Source organism: Paractinoplanes globisporus DSM 43857 (assembly GCF_000379645.1).
In the GTDB taxonomy this organism is placed as follows: domain Bacteria; phylum Actinomycetota; class Actinomycetes; order Mycobacteriales; family Micromonosporaceae; genus Actinoplanes; species Actinoplanes globisporus.
This window is the reverse complement of the sequence record NZ_KB903339.1, coordinates 167,240-184,189: the sequence shown is the minus strand read 5'-3', so window position 1 is coordinate 184,189 and position 16,950 is coordinate 167,240. Positions and strand designations below refer to the sequence as shown.

The following is a 16,950-nucleotide window of genomic DNA, read 5'->3' as shown; positions in this document are numbered from 1 at the left end:
TACCACGGCGTGTGCGTGGATACGACTTTCCCGCCCCCCGGTGAGGAGTCGAGCTCCTCACCGGGGGAAGCGGGCGATCGGCCAGCGGGCTATGCGTCTACTTCCTTGCGGTCGTCGGTCGCCCAGAGGGTGTGGAACGAGCCGGGCTTGTCGATGCGGTGGTACGTGTGCGCGCCGAAGAAGTCGCGCTGGCCTTGGATCAGGGCGGCCGGCAGGCGCTTGGCGCGCAGGCCGTCGTAGTACGCCAGCGCGGACGTGAAGCCGGGCGTCGGGATGCCCTGCGACGCCGCCGTGGCAACGACCCGCCGCCACGCCTGCTGGGCGCCGCTGACCGCGTCGAGGAAGTAGTCGTCGACGAGCAGCGTCGCGAGCTCGGGCTGCTTGTCGTACGCCTGCTTGATGAAGTCCAGGAATTTCGCCCGGATGATGCAGCCCGCCCGCCAGATCTTGGCCATCGCGCCCGGGTCGATGTCCCAGCCGTACTCCTTGCTGGCCGCCTGGATCTGCTGGAAGCCCTGGGCGTACGCGACGATCTTGGAGGCGAACAGCGCCTGCTCGACGTCCGCCCGCAGGTCACCCGCGTGCTCGCCGGATCCTGCGCTCGGTCCCGGCAGCCCGGCGTCGGCCGCCGCCTTGCGGACGTCCGCACCGCCCGAGAGCGCCCGCGCGAACACCGACTCGGCGATGCCGCTGACCGGGACGCCCAGGTCGAGTGCCGCCTGCACGGTCCACCGGCCGGTGCCCTTCTGCTCGGCCTGGTCGAGCACGATGTCCACGAACGGCTTGCCGGTCGCGGCGTCGACCTGCTTGAGCACCTCGGCCGTGATCTCGATGAGGTACGAGCCGAGCCGGCCCTCGTTCCAGCCCTTGAAGATCTCCGCGATCTCCGCGGGCGAGTGGCCTCCGACCTGCCGCAACAGGTCGTACGCCTCGGCGATCAGCTGCATGTCGGCGTACTCGATGCCGTTGTGCACCATCTTGACGAAATGGCCGGCGCCGTCCGGGCCGACGTGCACGCAGCACGGCTCGCCCTCCGCCTTGGCCGAGATGTCCTCCAGCAGCGGGCCGAGCGCGTCGTACGACTCCTTGGGGCCGCCGGGCATGATGCTCGGACCGTGCAGCGCGCCCTCCTCGCCGCCGGAGACGCCCATCCCGACGAAATGGATGCCGATCTCCTTCAGCGCGGCCTCGCGGCGCCGGGTGTCCAGATAGTGCGCGTTGCCGGCGTCGATCAGCATGTCGCCCTTTTCGAGCAGCGGCGCGAACTCGTCGATCACGGCGTCGGTCGGCCCGCCGGCCTTCACCATGATCACCACGCGGCGCGGGCGTTCCAGGCTGGCCACGAACTGCTCGGCGGTCTCGGACGGGATGAACTTCCCCTCGTCGCCGAACTGCTCGACGAGGTCCTTCGTACGGCCGTAGGAGCGGTTGTGCAAGGCCACGGTGTGGCCGTGCCGGGCGAAGTTGCGCGCCAGGTTGCGCCCCATCACCGCCAGACCGGTGACCCCGATCTGTGCCTTCTCCGACATCATTGACGTCCTTCCCTAGCTGCTTGCAACGCCCTCATTCTTACCTACGGGGCAGGACCGATCTTGGTTCGATCCGTGTCTTCGCCGAACCCGGCGAAAAGACGCGCCGTGACCTGCGCGCCGCGTAAGATCCGCCCGACGGTAGGCTCTGCCCCATGCCGAGCGGGACGTCCTGAGATGAGGCGCGGGGAGATCTGGACCATCGGCAACCGCACCGATCTTCGCTACCGCGTCCTCGTGCTCTCCGGCGACAGTTACAACGACCGGAAGAACGCGGCGCCGTTCTGCGCACCGATCGTACGGCAGCGCGGCGCCACCGAGCTCCCGCCGTACGCGGTGGCACTGACCGAACAGGACCCGATCACCGGCGTCGTCGTGGTCAACCGGATGCGCCGCCTGCCGGCATCGATCGGCGCGGAGCGTATCGGCATGGTGACCGGGGCGAGCATGGCGCGCCTGACTGATGCGATGCGCGAGCTTTTCGAAATATGAGTCCCCTTCGGGTGATCTGACCCGGACCCCACCGCAGGTCGGGTGCCTCCCGGATGAACGGGGGATGACGTTCAAGCTTCGACTGCCGTAAGCAGGACCCGTATCGATTTCGGCTGCTGAGGAGGGTGCGGTGCCACGGGCGTACGCGGAAGCGGTCAGCAGCCTGCGCCCTGTCCCCGCGCCGACCGCGGCCGAGGCCGAACGGGCCATCGTGGAGCGTGCCGTCGGCCTGCTTGCCGGCCGGGCCCGCTGCCGGGTCGCCGAGGCCCACCGCCACCTGCTCCGGATGGCCGCCGACCAGCGGCGCGACCCCCTCGAGGTGGCAAACGGCGTGATCAGGATGCTCGATGTCTCCGAGTCGGCGACCGACCGCTCGCAGCCGGTCTCGGTGCCGCAACTGGTCACCGCCGCCCTCACCGCGCCGGCCGCCGCCGGCCCGGTCAAACCCAAACCGGCCGCGGTCCGCCGCTTCGAGCCGTGGCTCGCGATGGTCCAGCGTGTGCTCGACGTCACACCCGGCATGTGCGGCTACCTGACCGCCGAGCGGGACGGCACCGGCCGCATCCTCGACCTGGTCTGGGCGGCCGTCACTCCCGAGGCGTCCACCCCCGACGGTCTGCGGGGCGCCCAGCTGATCGGCCGGCGCATCAGCACGCAGTTCCCGTCCGCTCCCGACAGCGGCCGCTGGGAGGTCTACCAGGGCGTCCTCGACACCGGCTGCCCCGACGCGATCGGGCCGTTCCGGTTCGGCGACGCGGTCTACACGGTCCGTGCCCACCGGCTCGGCCACGGCCTGCTGCTGAACTGGACCCGGCACGACGAGGCCGGCCGCGAGAGCAACCGGGTCGCCGGCACCGAGCGGCTGGGCAACCTCGGCTGGGGCGAGTGGGACCTGGTCAGCGGGGAGATCTTCTGGTCCGAGCACCTGTACCGGATCTACGAGCGCGACCCGCGGCTCGGCCCGCTCAGCCGCTCCGAGTCCGACGCCCTGGCCGTGCCCGAGGACGCGCCGCTGATCCGGGCCGCGCTCGAGGCGTTCGACCGGGCCACCCAGGTCGACGTCACCACACGGGTGCGCATCGGCGGCCGGGTCAAGCACCTGCGTACGGTGGCCGACGCGGTCCGCGACACCGCCGGCCGGCCGCTGCGCATCTACGGCATCGTGCAGGACGTCACCGAGCGGGAGAACGACGCCCGCCGCCTGGCCGAGGTGGAACGCCGGCTCGCCGACGAGCACGAGCTGGCCGGGCGCCTGCAGCGGATCATCCTGCCGCTGCCCGACGGGCCGATCGAGTTCCCCGGGCTGAAGGTCGCCGTGCGCTACCTGCCCGCGGGCCGGGAAACGCTGGTCGGCGGCGACTGGTATCAAGCGACCCGGCTGCGCGACGGCTCGGTGCTGCTCGCGGTCGGCGACGTGGCCGGGCACGGCACCCCCGCCGCGACCACGATGGCGCAGCTGCGGCACGCCCTGCGCGCGCTGGCCGTGACGACCGGCGACCCGGGTGTCCTCCTCGGACAACTGAACCGTCTGACCTGCGAGCTGGAACGGGAAAATCCGGAATTGTCGGCCACGGCGGTCGTGGCCCGGTTCGACCCGAACCGCCAGGAGATCCTGTGGGCGCAGGCCGGTCACCCGCCGCCGCTGCTGTCCCGCGACGGGCGCACCACGACGCTCGACCGCCCGGCCGGCCCGATGCTCGGCGTCGTCGACGACGCCGTCTACCCGACGGCCCGCCTGCCGTTCCGCATCGGCGACGTGCTGCTGCTCTACACCGACGGCCTGGTCGAGCACCGCCGCCGCGGCATGGACGACGGCCTGGCCCAGGCCATCCGCACGGTCGACGAGGCCGTGGCCGCGAGCCCGCAGCAGCCGCTCGCGCAGATCCTGGCCCGCCTGCGCCAGGCCAACCCCGACGACGACACGTGCATCCTGGCCGCGCGCCCGGTCACCGGCGAGACCCGCGACCTGCGCCACCACCTGATGCCGCTGCGCGCCCGCTGACCGGTCAGACCCCGCTCGGATAGGTCTCCGGCTCCCGGGTGTCGATGTGCAGGGGGTGGAGGGGGCGCAGCGCCCGGGTCTCGTCGATCCAGACGAAGGCGTCGTAACGGTCGCCCAGCGCCGACGGCGTGTAGTTCGCCCACCGGTCGCGCTCGGGCTTGTAGACCACCCCGATCGCCCGGTGCGGAACCTCGTCGACCAGCAGGTCGGGGCGCTCGCCCAGGGGCGGGAAGACGAACAGGGCCTCGGGCGGCGCCTCGGCGTGCAGGACGTCCTCGATCGAGCCCGGCCGCGCCGGTGGCACGCCCATCACCTCCATCGGGGCGCCCCACGCCCGGCCGGCGACGACCGTGCCGCGGTGGGTGCCGAGCCCGACCAGCACCACCTCGCCGGCGCCGAAGCGGTCGCGGGCCAGCTCGCCGAGCGTCACCTCGCCGTGCCGGGACTGGTCGGTGGCGCGGCCGTCGCCGACGTGCGTGTTGTGGGCCCAGACCACCGCGCGGGCGTGCCGGCCGTAGTGGTCGAGCAGGCGCCCGAGCGTCGCGTCCATGTGGCGGTCCCGCACGTTCCACGACCGGGCGCCGCCCTCGATCATCGCCCGGTAGTAGTGCTCGGCGCCGGCGACGACCTCGGCGTTCTGCCAGACCCCCAGGTCGGCGCCGCGCAGCTCGATCAGCATCCGGACCACCTGATCCTCACAGCTGTGCGGGACGAACCGGGTCGCGTACGCATAGGCGTTCGGATCTTCCCCGTACGGCTCGAAGCAGTGGTACGCCCGGAGCGCGACCGGCACGAGGTCCGGCTCGTGCTCGCGCAGCCACACGAGGATCTCCCGCATCGACTCCCACAGCGAGTACACGTCCAGCCCGTGAAACCCCACCGCGTTGTCGTGCCGCGCGTTGTAGGCCCGCAGCCATTCCGCGAAGTCGACCGTCTCCTCGTTGGCCCACATCCAGGTGGGCCACCGCTCGTACTCGACCAGGGCCGCCCGGGGCCGCACCGCCCCCCGAATCGCCGCGTCCACCCGCGCGCAGTCCGGCCAGTCCCCCTCCACCGCGACGAACGAGAACCCCAGCTCCGCGATCAGCCGCCGGGTGAGCGCCGCCCGCCACTCATAGAACTCATGCGTCCCATGACTGGCCTCGCCGATCAGCACCACCCGCGCGCCCCGGGCCCGATCGAGCAAAACATCCAGATCCCCCGGCCCGTGCAGAGCCCGCCCGATCGCACCAACCTCATCCCCGTACCGGTGCATGACCTGCGGATACCCCACCGCCCCCAGCCCATACGTCCGACCTTCCGGACATTCCCGACCTCGGCCGTATCCGGCGGGACCGCAGGGGCGGCCGAGGGCGGAGCGTCGATCCGGCCCGGGCCCCGGCCCAATGCGGCCCGGCCCGGCCTGGCGTGGCCCCGGCCTGGCGTGGCGGCCCGGCGCGGCTTGGCCCCGGCCTGGCGCGGCCCGGCGTGGCGTGGCCCCGGCCTGGCGTGCCGGCCTGGGCGCGGCCCGGCCTGGCGCGGCCTGGCTCGGTGCGGCCGGGCCTGGCGCGGCCCGGCTCAGCGCGGCCCGGCTCAGCGCGGCCCGGCTCAGCGTGGCCGGCCAGGCTCAACTCGGCCCGGCGCGGCGGGATGCGGCGTGGTGCGGTCCCGTCGGCTTCGTGGATGACTGAGCCGGCTTTCCATGGCCCGGTGGCTGCCTGGTTGCGCGGGTGCGACCCGTTGCGGTGGGCGATATACGACTGATGCCGGAACCCGAGCCGTCGAGTGGATCTCGCCCGTGGCGGCATCGACCGCAAGTGGCCGCACTCGCCGCCACCGCCCACGCGCCGGGCCATGGCGGGCCCGCCGCGACCACCCGCGGCCCGGGCCCTGGCGATCCTGAGTTTCCACCCGGGGCTCGTGGGGGCGCGGCGCGGCCGGGGTGGACGGCCCCGGCCGGGCGCGGGACGAGTGCTACTTCAGGGGGATGTCGACGTAGGAGCCGCCGGTGATGGTGATGGTCCGGCCGGAGGCGTTGGCGTCGTAGTAGAGGGGGTCGACCGTGTCCACGACCAGCGTGAGCGAGTGCCCGGCCGGCACGTCGTAGTCGGTTGCGGTCAGGGCCAGGTCGACGGTCCGGTTGCCGGCGGCGCCGGAGAGCCAGGTGACGGGGGCGTGGGTGATCAGGGCCGCGCCGCCCAGATTGTCCAGGTCGTAGAGGTAGGCGACCAGCGAGCCGGTGACCGCGGTGCCGGTCAGGTTGAGGTGCAGCTTGGGGATGCCGCGGATCTGGACCGCGCTCGACGGCCGGGCCGAGGCCCAGACGCCGGCCCGGAAGCGGTCGACGGCGGGTAGCCAGATGGTGGGGCGCAGGCCGGTGAAGGCCGAGATGCCGTTGGTCAGCAGGACCACGCCGCCGTCGGCGACCGTGTCCAGGTCGGTGGGCACGGCCTTCGACCAGCCGGTGGACGGGTCGCCGCCGAGCAGGCCGGTGTTGTCCCACCAGCGGATCTCGCCGAGGCCGTAGCGTCGTGTGCTGGTCGATTGGGCAGACCACGACGCGTACGTCTCGGTCTGATTGTCGGACCTTAAAAGGACCTGACCGGGCGGCGTGCCCGTGGCGTCGGCCTTGAGGTAGCGGTCGAACCAGCCGCGCATGCTGGTCCACACGTCGTTGGGGAGGCCGGCCAGGCCGGTCAGCTCGGCGATCGCGTGGTCGCCGGGGCGTAGTTCGAGGCGCTTGGGCGTGGTCAGCTTGTGGTAGAAATCGACCAATTGGTTGGGCGGGAAGAACGAGTCGCCCCACGCGTTGGCGATCATCACGGCGGGGTTGTTGGCGTTGATCCGGTCGAGGTAGGTGGCGGGGGAGCGGACCTTCGCCCACGCCATCACCTGGTCGACGTTGCGGTTGGCGTTGAAGTCGTCGAGCTTGCCGGTCAGGTCGGGGCCGGGGTTGCCGAGCAGCTGGGCCGCGATCGACAGCAGGCCGGACGACTGCAGGTGCCGGGTCTGGTCGCTGTAGAGCGAGTACACGAGGTCGGTCCAACCGCTGAGCATGGCGACCGCGCGGATGCGCTTGTCGAACGCCGAGCCGAGCAGGCTGATCCCGGCGCCGTAGGAGACGCCGGCCGCGCCGATGCGGGACGGGTCGGCGGGCGTGTTCGCGATCGTCCAGTCGATGACCTTGGACAGGTCGGCCATGTCGGACGGGCCGGCCGTGTCGATCTCGCCGCCGGAGGACCACCAACCCCGAGGGGTGTACGAGACGACGACGTAGCCGTCCGAAGCCATCGCCCGGGCCTGGGCGAGGTATTCGAGGTCGTTGAGACCCCAGCTGGACGGGAGGACGACCGCGGGGTAACTGCCGGCCGCGGCCGGGACGGTCACATTCGCCTTGAGGGTCACGCCGTCGCCGGGGACGTCGACGAAGCGAACGGTGGGGGACGCGGCCGCGGCCGGGCCGCCCCCGATGAGGATGGTCGCCGCCAGCATCGAGAACAGGCCGGCGAGCAGGGTCGAGCGCCGTGGGGCCATGCGCACTCCTGAGGAAGGGAAACGCGTGGCGGCACCTGGGTGGCTGGCGCCGTCGCACGTTCGGAGGTGAGCAGGGCCGGAGCGCTCCGGTTACTGAACAGTAGGAAGCGGTACCGAGAAATTGAACTTCATGACATTATCGTTACTTGCCAGTAACGTAGGTCACTTCCGAGGAGGCCACGGTGCTCTACGGTGCCCAGCCGGCCCGCCGCCGGGACGCCCAGCGCAACCGCACGGCGATCCTGCGGGCCGCGTGTGAGGTGATGACCAGCCAGCAGCCGGTGGTCGGCATGCCGGAGATCGCCCAGCGGGCCGGGGTCGGGCTGGCCACGCTGTACCGGCACTTCCCGGACCGGGTCGCACTGGCGGGTGCGGTGATCGGGCATCTCGTCGACCGGCTCGAGCGCTGCGTGGCGGCCGGGCGGGAGCAGCCGGCGACGTTCCGCAAGGCGCTCGACGAGATCCTGCACATCCAGGTGACCATGCGGCCGCTGGTGCGGCTGGCCCGCCGGCTCGACGACACCACCCGGGGCCGGTACCTGCGCCGGGTCATCGCCGCTCTGGCCGAGCCGCTGCGCCGGGCCCAGGCCGAGGGCCGGGTACGCGCCGATTTCGTCCCCGCCGATGTCGTGCTGCTGTTCGGCATGGTAGAAGGGGTCGTGGAGGCCGCGCCGGGTCCCCGCGAGGCGGTCGCCGCGGCCGGTCGGTCGATCGATCTGGCCCTGGACGGCGTTTTCCGACCGGTTCCGGCTTCTTCCGAGGCGGGGCTGCCGATTGGTAAGCTCTGATGTTCGACGATAAAGGTGGAATGTCGATGAGCTCGCCCGAAACTGCTGTCCCTCCTACTGAGCCCACCGTTGTTCCCGACCCACCCGCGCCGCCGGCCGATGCCGTGCGGCTCGACGGCGTGCCGGTGGTCGAGGCGGAAGCGGTCGAGGCCGAGGCCAAGCCGGATACCGGCGAGCCCGCGGCCGCGGAAGCGCCTGCCCCGGAAGCGGTGGCCGCGGAAGCGCCTGCGACCGTCGCAGAGGCGACCGTCGCAGAGGCGACCGTCGCAGAGGCGACCGTCGCAGAGGCGACCGTCGCAGAGGCGACCGCGGAAGAAGCGACCGCGGAAGAAGCGACCGCGGAAGAAGCGACCGCGGAAGAAGCGACCGCGGAAGAAGCGGAGCCCGCGATCGACCCCGCCCAGGCCAAGCGCGAGGAGGCGTGGGCCCGGATCGAGGCGATCAAGCAGGAGGACGGCTTCGTCCGCGGCCCGGTCACCGAGGTCGTCAAGGGCGGCCTCATCCTCGACATCGGCCTGCGCGGGTTCCTGCCCGCCTCGCTGGTCGAGATGCGCCGGGTGCGCGACCTCCAGCCGTACGTCGGCCGCGAGCTCGAGGCGAAGATCATCGAGCTGGACAAGAACCGCAACAACGTGGTCCTGTCCCGCCGCGCCTGGCTCGAGCAGAACCGCACGGCGATCCGCGGCGACCTGCTCTCCCGGCTGCAGAAGGGCCAGGTCCGCAAGGGCGTCGTCTCCAGCGTGGTCAACTTCGGGGCGTTCGTCGACCTCGGCGGCGTCGACGGCCTCGTGCACGTCTCCGAGCTGTCCTGGCGGCACATCGACCACCCGTCCGACGTGGTCCAGGTCGGCCAGGAGGTCGAGGTCGAGGTGCTCGAGGTCGACCAGGCCCGCAAGCGCGTCTCCCTGTCGCTCAAGGCGACCCAGGAGGACCCGTGGCGGCACTTCGCCCGCACCCACGCGCTCAACCAGATCGTCCCGGGCACGGTCACCAAGCTGGTGCCGTTCGGCGCGTTCGTGCGGGTCGACGACGGCATCGAGGGGCTCGTGCACATCTCCGAGCTGGCCGAGGGCCACATCGAGCTGCCCGAGCAGATCGTGCGGGTCGGCGACGAGGTGTTCGTCAAGGTCACCGACATCGACCTCGAGCGGCGGCGCATCTCGCTCTCGCTCAAGCAGGCCAACGCGGTCTTCGTCGAGGGCGAGGAGCATTTCGACCCCACGCTGTACGGGATGTCGGCCACCTACGACAACGACGGCAACTACATCTACCCGGAGGGCTTCGACCCCGACACGGGGGAGTGGCTGGAGGGCTTCGAGGCGCAGCGGGAGACGTGGGAGCGGGAGTACGCCGAGGCCCACGACCGGTGGGAGGCCCACGGACGCCAGGTGCTGGCGAGCCGCACGCCCGGTCAGTAAAGCAGGCCGGTCAGTAAAGCAGGGCCGGTCAGTAAAGCAGGGCGAGGGTCGCGGGGAGCTGCGAGTGCAGCGGGCTCGGCAGGGAAGAGGGCGAGAACCAGCCGAGCGCGTCGAACTTGTGCGGCTCCCCGATGCGTACGAGCGAAGGGTCGAGCCGCACCCGGAAGACCACCGCGACCCAGTGTGAGTCGCCGCGCAGCACGTTGCGCACGCCGGCCTGCTCGATGGCCAGCGGCGCCGCCGTGTACTCCTCGGTGACCTCGCGGGTCACCGCGGCCTCGAAGGTCTCGCCGTACTCGAGGGCGCCGGCGCCGCAGTCCCACGTGCCCGGCTCGTCGCGGGCGCCGGCCGAGCGGCGAGCGAGCAGGATGCGCCCTTCGCCGTCGTGACAGACGAAGACGACGGACACCGACGGGCTACGGCTCATGAAGATCAGTATGACCGCCGGCGAAAGCCGCGATCTCGCCGAACGAAGGGGAGTATCCGTCGGCCGTGTCGACGATCATCGTGGGCGCGGGAGAGGAGATCGGAACCCAGTCGTCGACGCTCACCGGCGTGCCGGGAAGGGCCGCTCGGTCAACCCTTCGGTCCAGGGCGAGCGAGGCCGTGGTCACGCACCGGATGATCCGAGTCGGTCCCAGCCCGAGCATCGGCCGCCACAGGTGATCCTGAAACGCCGCCTCGGCGATCACGGTCACCTCGCGCGCGACCATCAATCGTACAATGTCCTGAAATGTTTGGTATGTGGTGAGTGATCCCTCGTCGGGCGCGCCGGAGTGAACCAGGCCGAAGCGGATCTCGTCGCGACTGATCACCGGGAAGCCGAGCGAGTGAGACAGGGCATGGGCGAGCGTCGTCTTCCCCGTCCCCGGCGCCCCGCTGACGATGATCAGCACTCGCCGAGGACGATGCGGATCCGGGTGGCGAAGGTCAGCGGATGCTCGAGCTCACCCGCCAGCGTCGCGATCGCCGCCGCGCGCCGCCCGAGCGGCACCTTCGAGACCAGGTCCCGGCCACCGTGCGAGCCGATCCACTCGTACACGTGGGCGGCATCGCGGAACTCGCTGTGCACGACCACCTCCCGGTCCGAGGCCGAGGCGAAGCCGGCGGCGAGGAAGGCCTCCCGCAGCTGCGGCGCCGACTCGAAGATCGGGTGATTCCGGCGCGGCGGCGGCGGATCCTCCGCGAAACGCGCGAGGACCCGCATCGCCTGGGGATAGCGCGGGTCATGCTGGGCGAAGCTGCTGACGGCCAGGCGACCCCCGGGCTTCAAGAGTTTGCGGTACGCCCGGAGCGCGGCCGGCGGGTCGGGCAGGAAGAAGACGACCAGCCCCGCCGTGACGAGGTCGAACGATCCGTCCGGAAAGTCCGGCGCCTGCGCATCCCCCGCCCGGACGGTCACCTGCCGCAGCCCGGTCGCCACCGCCGAGGCCCGCGCCACCATCCCCGGCGCCAGATCGATTCCGGTCACGTGGCCCTCGGACCCGACCGCCGCCGCGAGCGGCAGAAGCACCGCCCCGGTCCCGCAGCCGACGTCGAGCGCCCGCGATCCCCGGCGGGGCGCCGCGGCCGCCACCAGGGCCGAGCCGATCGGCGTGAAGAACGGCACGCCGACGTTCTCGTAGCTCTCCGCGGCCTCGTCGAACACCCGCACGAAGGAAGTCATCGGTCAAGCATGTCAGCCCGCCGCACGCCATCCATCGACGGTGGCCGAAATGAATCGCCCTCGGCCAGGAATGCCGCCAGGAACGTGCCGGTGATCGCGAGCGTGCGCGGGTTGCCGAGCGGGAGCACGGCCCGCACCGGCGCGGCCAGCCAGTACGCCGCGTAGTCGGTGAAGTCGAAATGCCGGGCGCCCGTGATCGAGTACGCCCAGGCGGCCGGCCCGCTCGCCGCGAACAGCGTCTGCGCCGACCGCTCCTGATCGGCCCCGTCCTTTCCGGAGCTCAGCAGGAGCAGCGGTTTCCGCAGTCCACCCTGGACCACCGCGCCGTAGGGCGTCCCGTCGAGATCGGCCGCCCCGACGCAGGCGGAATCCCCGGAGCAGGCCTCGAGAGCCGCGGCGCCACCGAACGAGTGACCGACATATGCAACTTTATTGCGGTTGACGTGGACGCCCAGCAGCACGCCGGCCTGCTGGGCGGCGAAGCGGGCATCGGCGGCCCAGACCGCGACGAGCCGATCGCCGGCCGGACCGGACAGATCGGAGGGATCACCGGCCGCGGAGGCGCGGACCGCGTGCCCGGCTATCACCGACAGGTTGGCGCTGTAGGTCGGCGTCACCCCCGCCACGATGTATCCCCGGCTCGCGAGACCGGCCGCGAGAGCCTGATACTGCGGCGCCGAGAATCCCATCCCCGGCAGCAGCACCACCAGGGGGAACGACCCGGCCGCGAACGGCGCGTCGTCATAGGTGCCCGTCCGGACCCGGGAGAACGACGTCTGCCCCCATCCGAACCGGTGCATGCCCGCCCACGCCCCCGGCGCGTAGGCCGACTGCGGCCCCGCCGCCGCGGCCGGGTACCAGAACCACACCGACAACACCCGCGGGTTTCCGCCGAGCGGCGACAGCTCATCCGTCCGCGACCGGTCGGCGATCTCCTGCGACCCGCGCCCCACGAGGTACGGCCCCGGCGGCGCCACCGACACCTCGTGCCGCGACCGGTGACGGAGAAATCCCCCGTACGCGCAAATGAGCAGAACCACGACGGCCGCCGTGGCCGCACCCGCCCGCTTGAGACTCACCCGGCTATTTTGGCCGCCATCGGCGGCTCTGTGTGCACCGCAACCCGCTCGGTCGTCGCGCGCGCCCATTTCCCCGTCGTGACCAGGCCGAGGACCAGGACCACCGCGCCCAGCGCCACGATGATCCACCAGCCGGTCCGGCTGCTGGCCGCGAAGTCCGCGCCGGTCGCCGTCGAGACCGCGGCGCCGAGCACCGCCACGCCCAGCGCCCCGCCGACCTGCCGGCTGGTCGACGCGATCGCCGCCGCGACACCCGCCTGCTCGCGCGGCATCCCGGAGACGGCGGTGTTGGTGATCGGCGAGTTGACCATGCCGAAGGCGAACCCGAACACCACGTAGCAGAACGTGAGCAGCCAGAACGGGGTGTCCGCGGTGAGCCGGGTCATCGGCAGCATGCCCGCGATGAACGCGATCCCGGCCAGGACCAGCGGCAGCCGGGTGCCGCGCGCGCCGACGAGCCGGCCGGACAGCGGCGACACGACCACGGTGATCGCGGCCATCGGCAGCGTCCACAGGCCGGCGTGCAGCGGCGACAGCCCGCGCACGTCCTGCAGGTAGATCGAGTTCAGGAACAGGAATCCGGCCAGCGACGCGAACGCCGACAGGGCGATCAGGGTGGCGCCGCTGAACGGCGCGCTCCGGAAGAACCGCAGCTCGATCAGCGGCTCCTCGCGCCGGGGCTCGTAGATCAGCAGGGCCACGAGGCTCAAGGCGCCAAGGACGAAACAACCCCAGATCTTGTACGAGGACCAGCCCACCACCGGCCCCTCGATGATCCCGTACGTCACGCCGGCGAGCACGAGGAACACGAGCACCTGTCCGACCGGGTCGATCCGCCGCGCCCTCGGCGCCCGGGACTCGGGCACGAACCGGGCCGCCAGCAGGAACGCCGCGATCCCGACCGGCACGTTCACCCAGAAGATCGCCCGCCAGCCCAGCGAGTCGACCAGGGCGCCGCCGAGCACCGGCCCGAGCGCCATGCTGAAGCCGACCACCCCGCCCCACACGCCGATGGCCCGGGCCCGCTCGCGCGGCTCGGTGAAGACGTTCGTGATGATCGACATGGCGACCGGGTTGAGCATCGAGCCGCCGATCGCCTGCACGGCCCGGAACGCGATCAGCCAGCCCAGCCCCGGCGCCAGGCTGCACAGCAGCGACCCGGCCGTGAACAGCACGAGCCCGGTCTGGAAGGTGCGCCGCCGGCCGATCCGGTCGGCGGTCGAGCCCGACAGCACCAGCAGGCTCGCCAGCACCAGCGTGTACGCGTCGATCGTCCACTGCAGACCGGCGACCGAGGCGTTCAGGTCGGTCCGGAGCGAGGGGAGCGCGATGTTCACGATCGTGGCGTCGAGACCGACGATGAACAGGCTCATGCAGCAGATGGCGAGGATCAGGTACCGGCGGCGCACACGTTAAGTTCTACCCGCACAAAATTGCATGATGCAGCAATGCTGGTCACAGGAGGCCGCCCATCGATTGATATGTCCGACTTCCAGCGATTTCAACCGCTGTGGCCGCGAGGAACGCATAGTAGGCCTCATGAGCGCGATGACCGGCGCGGCGGAACGGAGCCGCCGACCCTCGTTCGATGACCTCAGCGTCAACGTCAAGGTCATCGCCGCGGTGGCGATGGCGGCGCTGGTGGCGCTCGTGGTCGGCATCCTCGGGCTGGTCTCGCTGGGCGGCGCGAGCGACTCGGCCCAGCTGATCTACACGAGCAACGTCGCCAGCATCAAGGCCGTCGGCCAGATCAAGTTCGTCGCGGTGCAGACCAACGTCGACGCATCCAACCAGGCGCTGTCGACGACCGAGGCCGCGACCACCCAGTTCGGCAACGCGTACGAGCAGGATCTCAAGGACTTCGACACGGCGATGGCCGCCTACGAGGCGAGCCAGCCGGCCTCCAGCGACGACCTCATCGCCGCCCTGCAGAACCAGTGGGACGCCTACACCGGCCTCGCGACCGGCACACTGATCCCGCTCGGCGAGAAGAGCGAGCTGGCCCAGTGGTCGAAGGTGCGCGACGAGCAGGTCACCCCGATGCTCGGCAAGCTCGCCGACACGCTCAAGCAGATGGACAGCACCGAGACGGCCGACGCCGCGAAGAACGCCGAGGCGGCCACGGACAGCTACCAGTCAAGCCGGCGTACGTCGATCATCACGCTCACCGTCGGCCTGCTGCTCGCGCTCGGCCTGGGCATTCTGACCGCCCGCAAGATCGTGCGGTCGCTCACCAAGGTCACGTACGTCTGCGACGGTCTCGCCGACGGCGACCTCACCCGCACCACCGGCCTGGACACCCGCGACGAGCCCGGCCAGATGGCCCGCGCGCTCGACTCCGCCATGGGCCGCCTGCGCCGGACGATCGCCACCATCGAGGGCTCGGCCACCTCGCTCGCCGGCGCCTCCGAGCAGATGACCGGCACCGCCACGCAGATCGCGGCGTCCGCCGAGGAGGCGTCGGCCCAGGCGCTGGCCGTCTCCGCCGCCGCCGAGCAGGTGTCCCGCAGCGTCGACACGGTCTCGGCCGGCAGCGAGCAGATGGGCGCGTCGATCCGGGAGATCTCGCAGAACGCGGCCGAGGCGGCCCGGGTCGCCGCCGAGGCGGTCACCGTGACGGCGCAGACCTCGGCCACCATGAACAAGCTCGGCGACTCCTCGGCCGAGATCGGCAACGTCATCAAGACGATCACCGCGATCGCCGAGCAGACCAACCTGCTCGCCCTGAACGCGACCATCGAGGCGGCTCGGGCCGGCGAGTCCGGCAAGGGCTTCGCGGTGGTCGCCTCCGAGGTCAAGGACCTCGCTCAGGAGACGGCGAAGGCCACCGAGGACATCTCCCGCCGGGTCGAGGCGATCCAGTCCGACACCAGCGGCGCGGTCTCCGCGATCGAGGAGATCTCGGCGGTGATCGAGCGGATCAGCGAGTTCCAGACGACGATCGCCTCCGCCGTCGAGGAGCAGACCGCGACGACGGCCGAGATGAACCGCAGCGTCGCCGAGGCGGCCGGCGGCACCGGGGAGATCGCGCAGAACATCACCGGGGTGGCCGAGGCGGCCCGGCTCACCAGCCAGGGCGTGGCCGAGACGCAGCACGCGACGGCCGAGCTGGCGCGCATGTCGACCGAGCTGAGCGGGCTGGTCGCGACCTTCCGGATCTGAGCGTCACGGCTCCTCGCCGGCCGGGCCCTTCCCGAACCGGTCGTGCATCTCGGTGGCCAGCCCGGCCATCACGTGGACGGCCAGCTTGAGGTGCGATTCCTGGAAGTCGTGGCCGAAGACCGGGACGGACGCCCAGACCGTCCCGTCGGCCCAGTACAGGCGGCCGACCGGCAGCTCGGCGTTCAGCTCGGACAGTCTCGCGTGCAGTGGCTCGCCGGACTCGACGCCGGTGCGCACCGGGGCCAGGACGTTGACCATCGGCGGGTTCGCGCGGACGCGTACGAGAATGGTCGCCGCACCCTCGCGGAGCTGGAACTCGCCCTCCTCGGTCTCCTCGACGGGCTTGCGCGACATGGTCGCGACGGCCGAGCGCACGCGGTCGGCCAGCGCCGGCGGCACCTCCCGCACCGTGCGCCGGGGGAGGGTCTGCGGGATCGGCTCGGGCACCGTGTTCGCCACCACGATCAGTTTCGCCGGGATCGTCACCTCGGCGATCGTGCCGTCCTCGCCCGCCTTCAGGACGACGGCGATGCCGTTGCGCTCGGCCAGGCGGGCGACGACGGCGAGCCCGAGCATCCCCTCGCCGTCACCCGTGCCGGCCAGGCGCTCGTTGAGCCGCACCAGCTTGCCGGCGTCGACGCCGACCCCGCGGTCGCCGATGCGGATCAGCACGCCGGCCCCGTCGCGCCCGGCCTCGCAGGTGACGGTGGTGTCCGGCGTGGAGTACTTGGTGGCGTTGTCGAGCAGCTCGGCGACCAGGTGCAGCAGGTCGTTCGCGGCGGCGGCGGCCACCCGCAGGTCGAGGTCGGCCACCTCGATCTCGATCCGGGTGTACTGCTCCACCTCGGACTGGGCGGCCCGCAGCACGTCGGTGAGGCTCTCGGCGCCCCGCCGTACGCGCGCGGAATCGGCGCCGGCCAGCACGAGCAGGCTCTCCTCGTTGTGCCGGATCTGCGTGATCAGATGGTCGAGCTCGAACAGATCGGCCAGCCGCGCCGGGTCCTCCTCACCGAACTCGAGCCGGTCCAGCCGCCGGATCAGCCGGTCGACCAGGCTCAGCGTGCGATGCGCCGAGGCGGCCGTGACGGTCGCCCACATGCCCGGCGTCACGGTCGCGGCGTGGTTCCTGTTCAGCCTGCGCCGCAGCCCGGCGAGCGCGGTCGACAGGCGCCGCGTCACCGGGGGGACGCGACCGTCCACTTCAGAGCTCATGGCCACCACCTGCCTTCGCGGCGGCGGCCCCGTGCCCCAGCACCGTCGCCAGGTCGTAACGATAGTCGCCCACGGGGGCGGCGGGCTCA

General features: G+C 71.7%; 15 protein-coding genes. 6 read left to right on the top strand and 9 right to left on the bottom strand.

Features of this window, described 5'->3' with window-relative positions; all coding sequences use genetic code 11:
* Positions 1-89: 89 nt before the first annotated feature.
* A complete protein-coding gene (gene gnd, locus A3CQ_RS0142890; protein WP_026206839.1) occupies positions 90-1,529 on the bottom strand; it encodes an NADP-dependent phosphogluconate dehydrogenase in 1,440 nt (479 codons plus the stop codon).
* A gap of 177 nt (positions 1,530-1,706) precedes the next feature.
* On the opposite strand from gnd, the gene A3CQ_RS0142885 reads away from it, so the two are divergent.
* Both A3CQ_RS0142885 and A3CQ_RS0142880 read left to right on the top strand, forming a co-directional pair.
* Entirely contained in the window at positions 1,707-2,021 is a 315-nt protein-coding gene (locus A3CQ_RS0142885; protein ID WP_020517138.1) for a type II toxin-antitoxin system PemK/MazF family toxin, read from the top strand.
* Between the two features lie 130 nt (positions 2,022-2,151).
* A complete protein-coding gene (locus A3CQ_RS0142880) occupies positions 2,152-4,023 on the top strand; it encodes a SpoIIE family protein phosphatase (protein ID WP_020517137.1) in 1,872 nt (623 codons plus the stop codon).
* Between the two features lie 4 nt (positions 4,024-4,027).
* On the opposite strand, the gene A3CQ_RS0142875 is transcribed toward A3CQ_RS0142880, so the two are convergent.
* Positions 4,028-5,278, bottom strand: a complete 1,251-nt coding sequence (locus tag A3CQ_RS0142875; protein ID WP_026206838.1) for an erythromycin esterase family protein — start codon at positions 5,276-5,278, stop codon at positions 4,028-4,030.
* A 217-nt stretch (positions 5,279-5,495) separates the two neighbouring features.
* Here A3CQ_RS0142875 and A3CQ_RS61460 point away from each other — a divergent pair, with 217 nt between their 5' ends.
* Positions 5,496-5,693, top strand: coding sequence for a hypothetical protein (locus A3CQ_RS61460; protein ID WP_157297004.1), 198 nt, complete (start codon positions 5,496-5,498; stop codon positions 5,691-5,693).
* Positions 5,694-5,976: 283 nt separating this feature from the next.
* On the opposite strand, the gene A3CQ_RS0142870 is transcribed toward A3CQ_RS61460, so the two are convergent.
* The gene (locus A3CQ_RS0142870) at positions 5,977-7,536 is read right to left on the bottom strand and encodes a CocE/NonD family hydrolase (protein ID WP_020517135.1); all 1,560 of its coding nucleotides are present in this window, start codon (positions 7,534-7,536) and stop codon (positions 5,977-5,979) included.
* A 182-nt stretch (positions 7,537-7,718) separates the two neighbouring features.
* On the opposite strand from A3CQ_RS0142870, the gene A3CQ_RS0142865 reads away from it, so the two are divergent.
* Both A3CQ_RS0142865 and A3CQ_RS56050 read left to right on the top strand, forming a co-directional pair.
* The gene (locus A3CQ_RS0142865; RefSeq protein ID WP_020517134.1) at positions 7,719-8,324 is read left to right on the top strand and encodes a TetR family transcriptional regulator; all 606 of its coding nucleotides are present in this window, start codon (positions 7,719-7,721) and stop codon (positions 8,322-8,324) included.
* Between the two features lie 26 nt (positions 8,325-8,350).
* Positions 8,351-9,742, top strand: a complete 1,392-nt coding sequence (locus tag A3CQ_RS56050) for a S1 RNA-binding domain-containing protein (protein ID WP_370657640.1) — start codon at positions 8,351-8,353, stop codon at positions 9,740-9,742.
* Positions 9,743-9,770: 28 nt separating this feature from the next.
* On the opposite strand, the gene A3CQ_RS0142855 is transcribed toward A3CQ_RS56050, so the two are convergent.
* The 5 genes from A3CQ_RS0142855 to A3CQ_RS0142835 are packed head-to-tail and all read right to left on the bottom strand — an operon-like array spanning position 9,771 to position 13,896.
* Positions 9,771-10,169: an NUDIX hydrolase gene (locus A3CQ_RS0142855; protein WP_040434005.1), complete on the bottom strand. Its 399-nt coding sequence runs from the start codon at positions 10,167-10,169 to the stop codon at positions 9,771-9,773.
* Positions 10,159-10,638 carry a P-loop nucleotide/nucleoside kinase family protein gene (locus A3CQ_RS56045; RefSeq protein ID WP_020517131.1) on the bottom strand — a complete coding sequence of 160 codons (480 nt, stop codon included), beginning with the start codon at positions 10,636-10,638 and terminating at the stop codon, positions 10,159-10,161. The genes A3CQ_RS0142855 and A3CQ_RS56045 overlap by 11 nt, the downstream gene beginning before the upstream one ends.
* Complete coding sequence (locus A3CQ_RS56040) at positions 10,632-11,408, bottom strand: class I SAM-dependent methyltransferase (RefSeq protein ID WP_020517130.1); 777 nt, start codon at positions 11,406-11,408, stop codon at positions 10,632-10,634. The genes A3CQ_RS56045 and A3CQ_RS56040 overlap by 7 nt, the downstream gene beginning before the upstream one ends.
* The gene (locus tag A3CQ_RS56035; RefSeq protein ID WP_020517129.1) at positions 11,405-12,487 is read right to left on the bottom strand and encodes an alpha/beta hydrolase; all 1,083 of its coding nucleotides are present in this window, start codon (positions 12,485-12,487) and stop codon (positions 11,405-11,407) included. Before A3CQ_RS56035 ends, A3CQ_RS56040 begins: the two co-directional genes overlap by 4 nt.
* Entirely contained in the window at positions 12,484-13,896 is a 1,413-nt protein-coding gene (locus tag A3CQ_RS0142835; RefSeq protein WP_020517128.1) for a DHA2 family efflux MFS transporter permease subunit, read from the bottom strand. The genes A3CQ_RS56035 and A3CQ_RS0142835 overlap by 4 nt, the downstream gene beginning before the upstream one ends.
* A gap of 130 nt (positions 13,897-14,026) precedes the next feature.
* Between A3CQ_RS0142835 and A3CQ_RS0142830 the strand changes: the two genes are divergently transcribed.
* Positions 14,027-15,649: a methyl-accepting chemotaxis protein gene (locus tag A3CQ_RS0142830; protein ID WP_020517127.1), complete on the top strand. Its 1,623-nt coding sequence runs from the start codon at positions 14,027-14,029 to the stop codon at positions 15,647-15,649.
* Positions 15,650-15,652: 3 nt separating this feature from the next.
* Here A3CQ_RS0142830 and A3CQ_RS0142825 read toward each other — a convergent pair whose 3' ends face one another.
* Positions 15,653-16,861 carry a sensor histidine kinase gene (locus A3CQ_RS0142825; RefSeq protein WP_157297000.1) on the bottom strand — a complete coding sequence of 403 codons (1,209 nt, stop codon included), beginning with the start codon at positions 16,859-16,861 and terminating at the stop codon, positions 15,653-15,655.
* Positions 16,862-16,950: the final 89 nt, after the last annotated feature.

Bases quoted from the DNA above. Each gene is read 5' to 3' on its own strand.
- gnd (WP_026206839.1), bottom strand. From the start codon at position 1,529: ATGTCGGAGAAGGCACAGATCGGGGTCACCGGTCTGGCGGTGATGGGG.
- A3CQ_RS0142885 (WP_020517138.1), top strand. From the start codon at position 1,707: ATGAGGCGCGGGGAGATCTGGACCATCGGCAACCGCACCGATCTTCGC.
- A3CQ_RS0142875 (WP_026206838.1), bottom strand. From the start codon at position 5,278: ATGCACCGGTACGGGGATGAGGTTGGTGCGATCGGGCGGGCTCTGCAC.
- A3CQ_RS0142870 (WP_020517135.1), bottom strand. From the start codon at position 7,536: ATGGCCCCACGGCGCTCGACCCTGCTCGCCGGCCTGTTCTCGATGCTG.
- A3CQ_RS56050 (WP_370657640.1), top strand. From the start codon at position 8,351: ATGAGCTCGCCCGAAACTGCTGTCCCTCCTACTGAGCCCACCGTTGTT.
- A3CQ_RS0142855 (WP_040434005.1), bottom strand. From the start codon at position 10,169: ATGAGCCGTAGCCCGTCGGTGTCCGTCGTCTTCGTCTGTCACGACGGC.
- A3CQ_RS56040 (WP_020517130.1), bottom strand. From the start codon at position 11,408: ATGACTTCCTTCGTGCGGGTGTTCGACGAGGCCGCGGAGAGCTACGAG.
- A3CQ_RS0142830 (WP_020517127.1), top strand. From the start codon at position 14,027: ATGAGCGCGATGACCGGCGCGGCGGAACGGAGCCGCCGACCCTCGTTC.
- A3CQ_RS0142825 (WP_157297000.1), bottom strand. From the start codon at position 16,861: ATGAGCTCTGAAGTGGACGGTCGCGTCCCCCCGGTGACGCGGCGCCTG.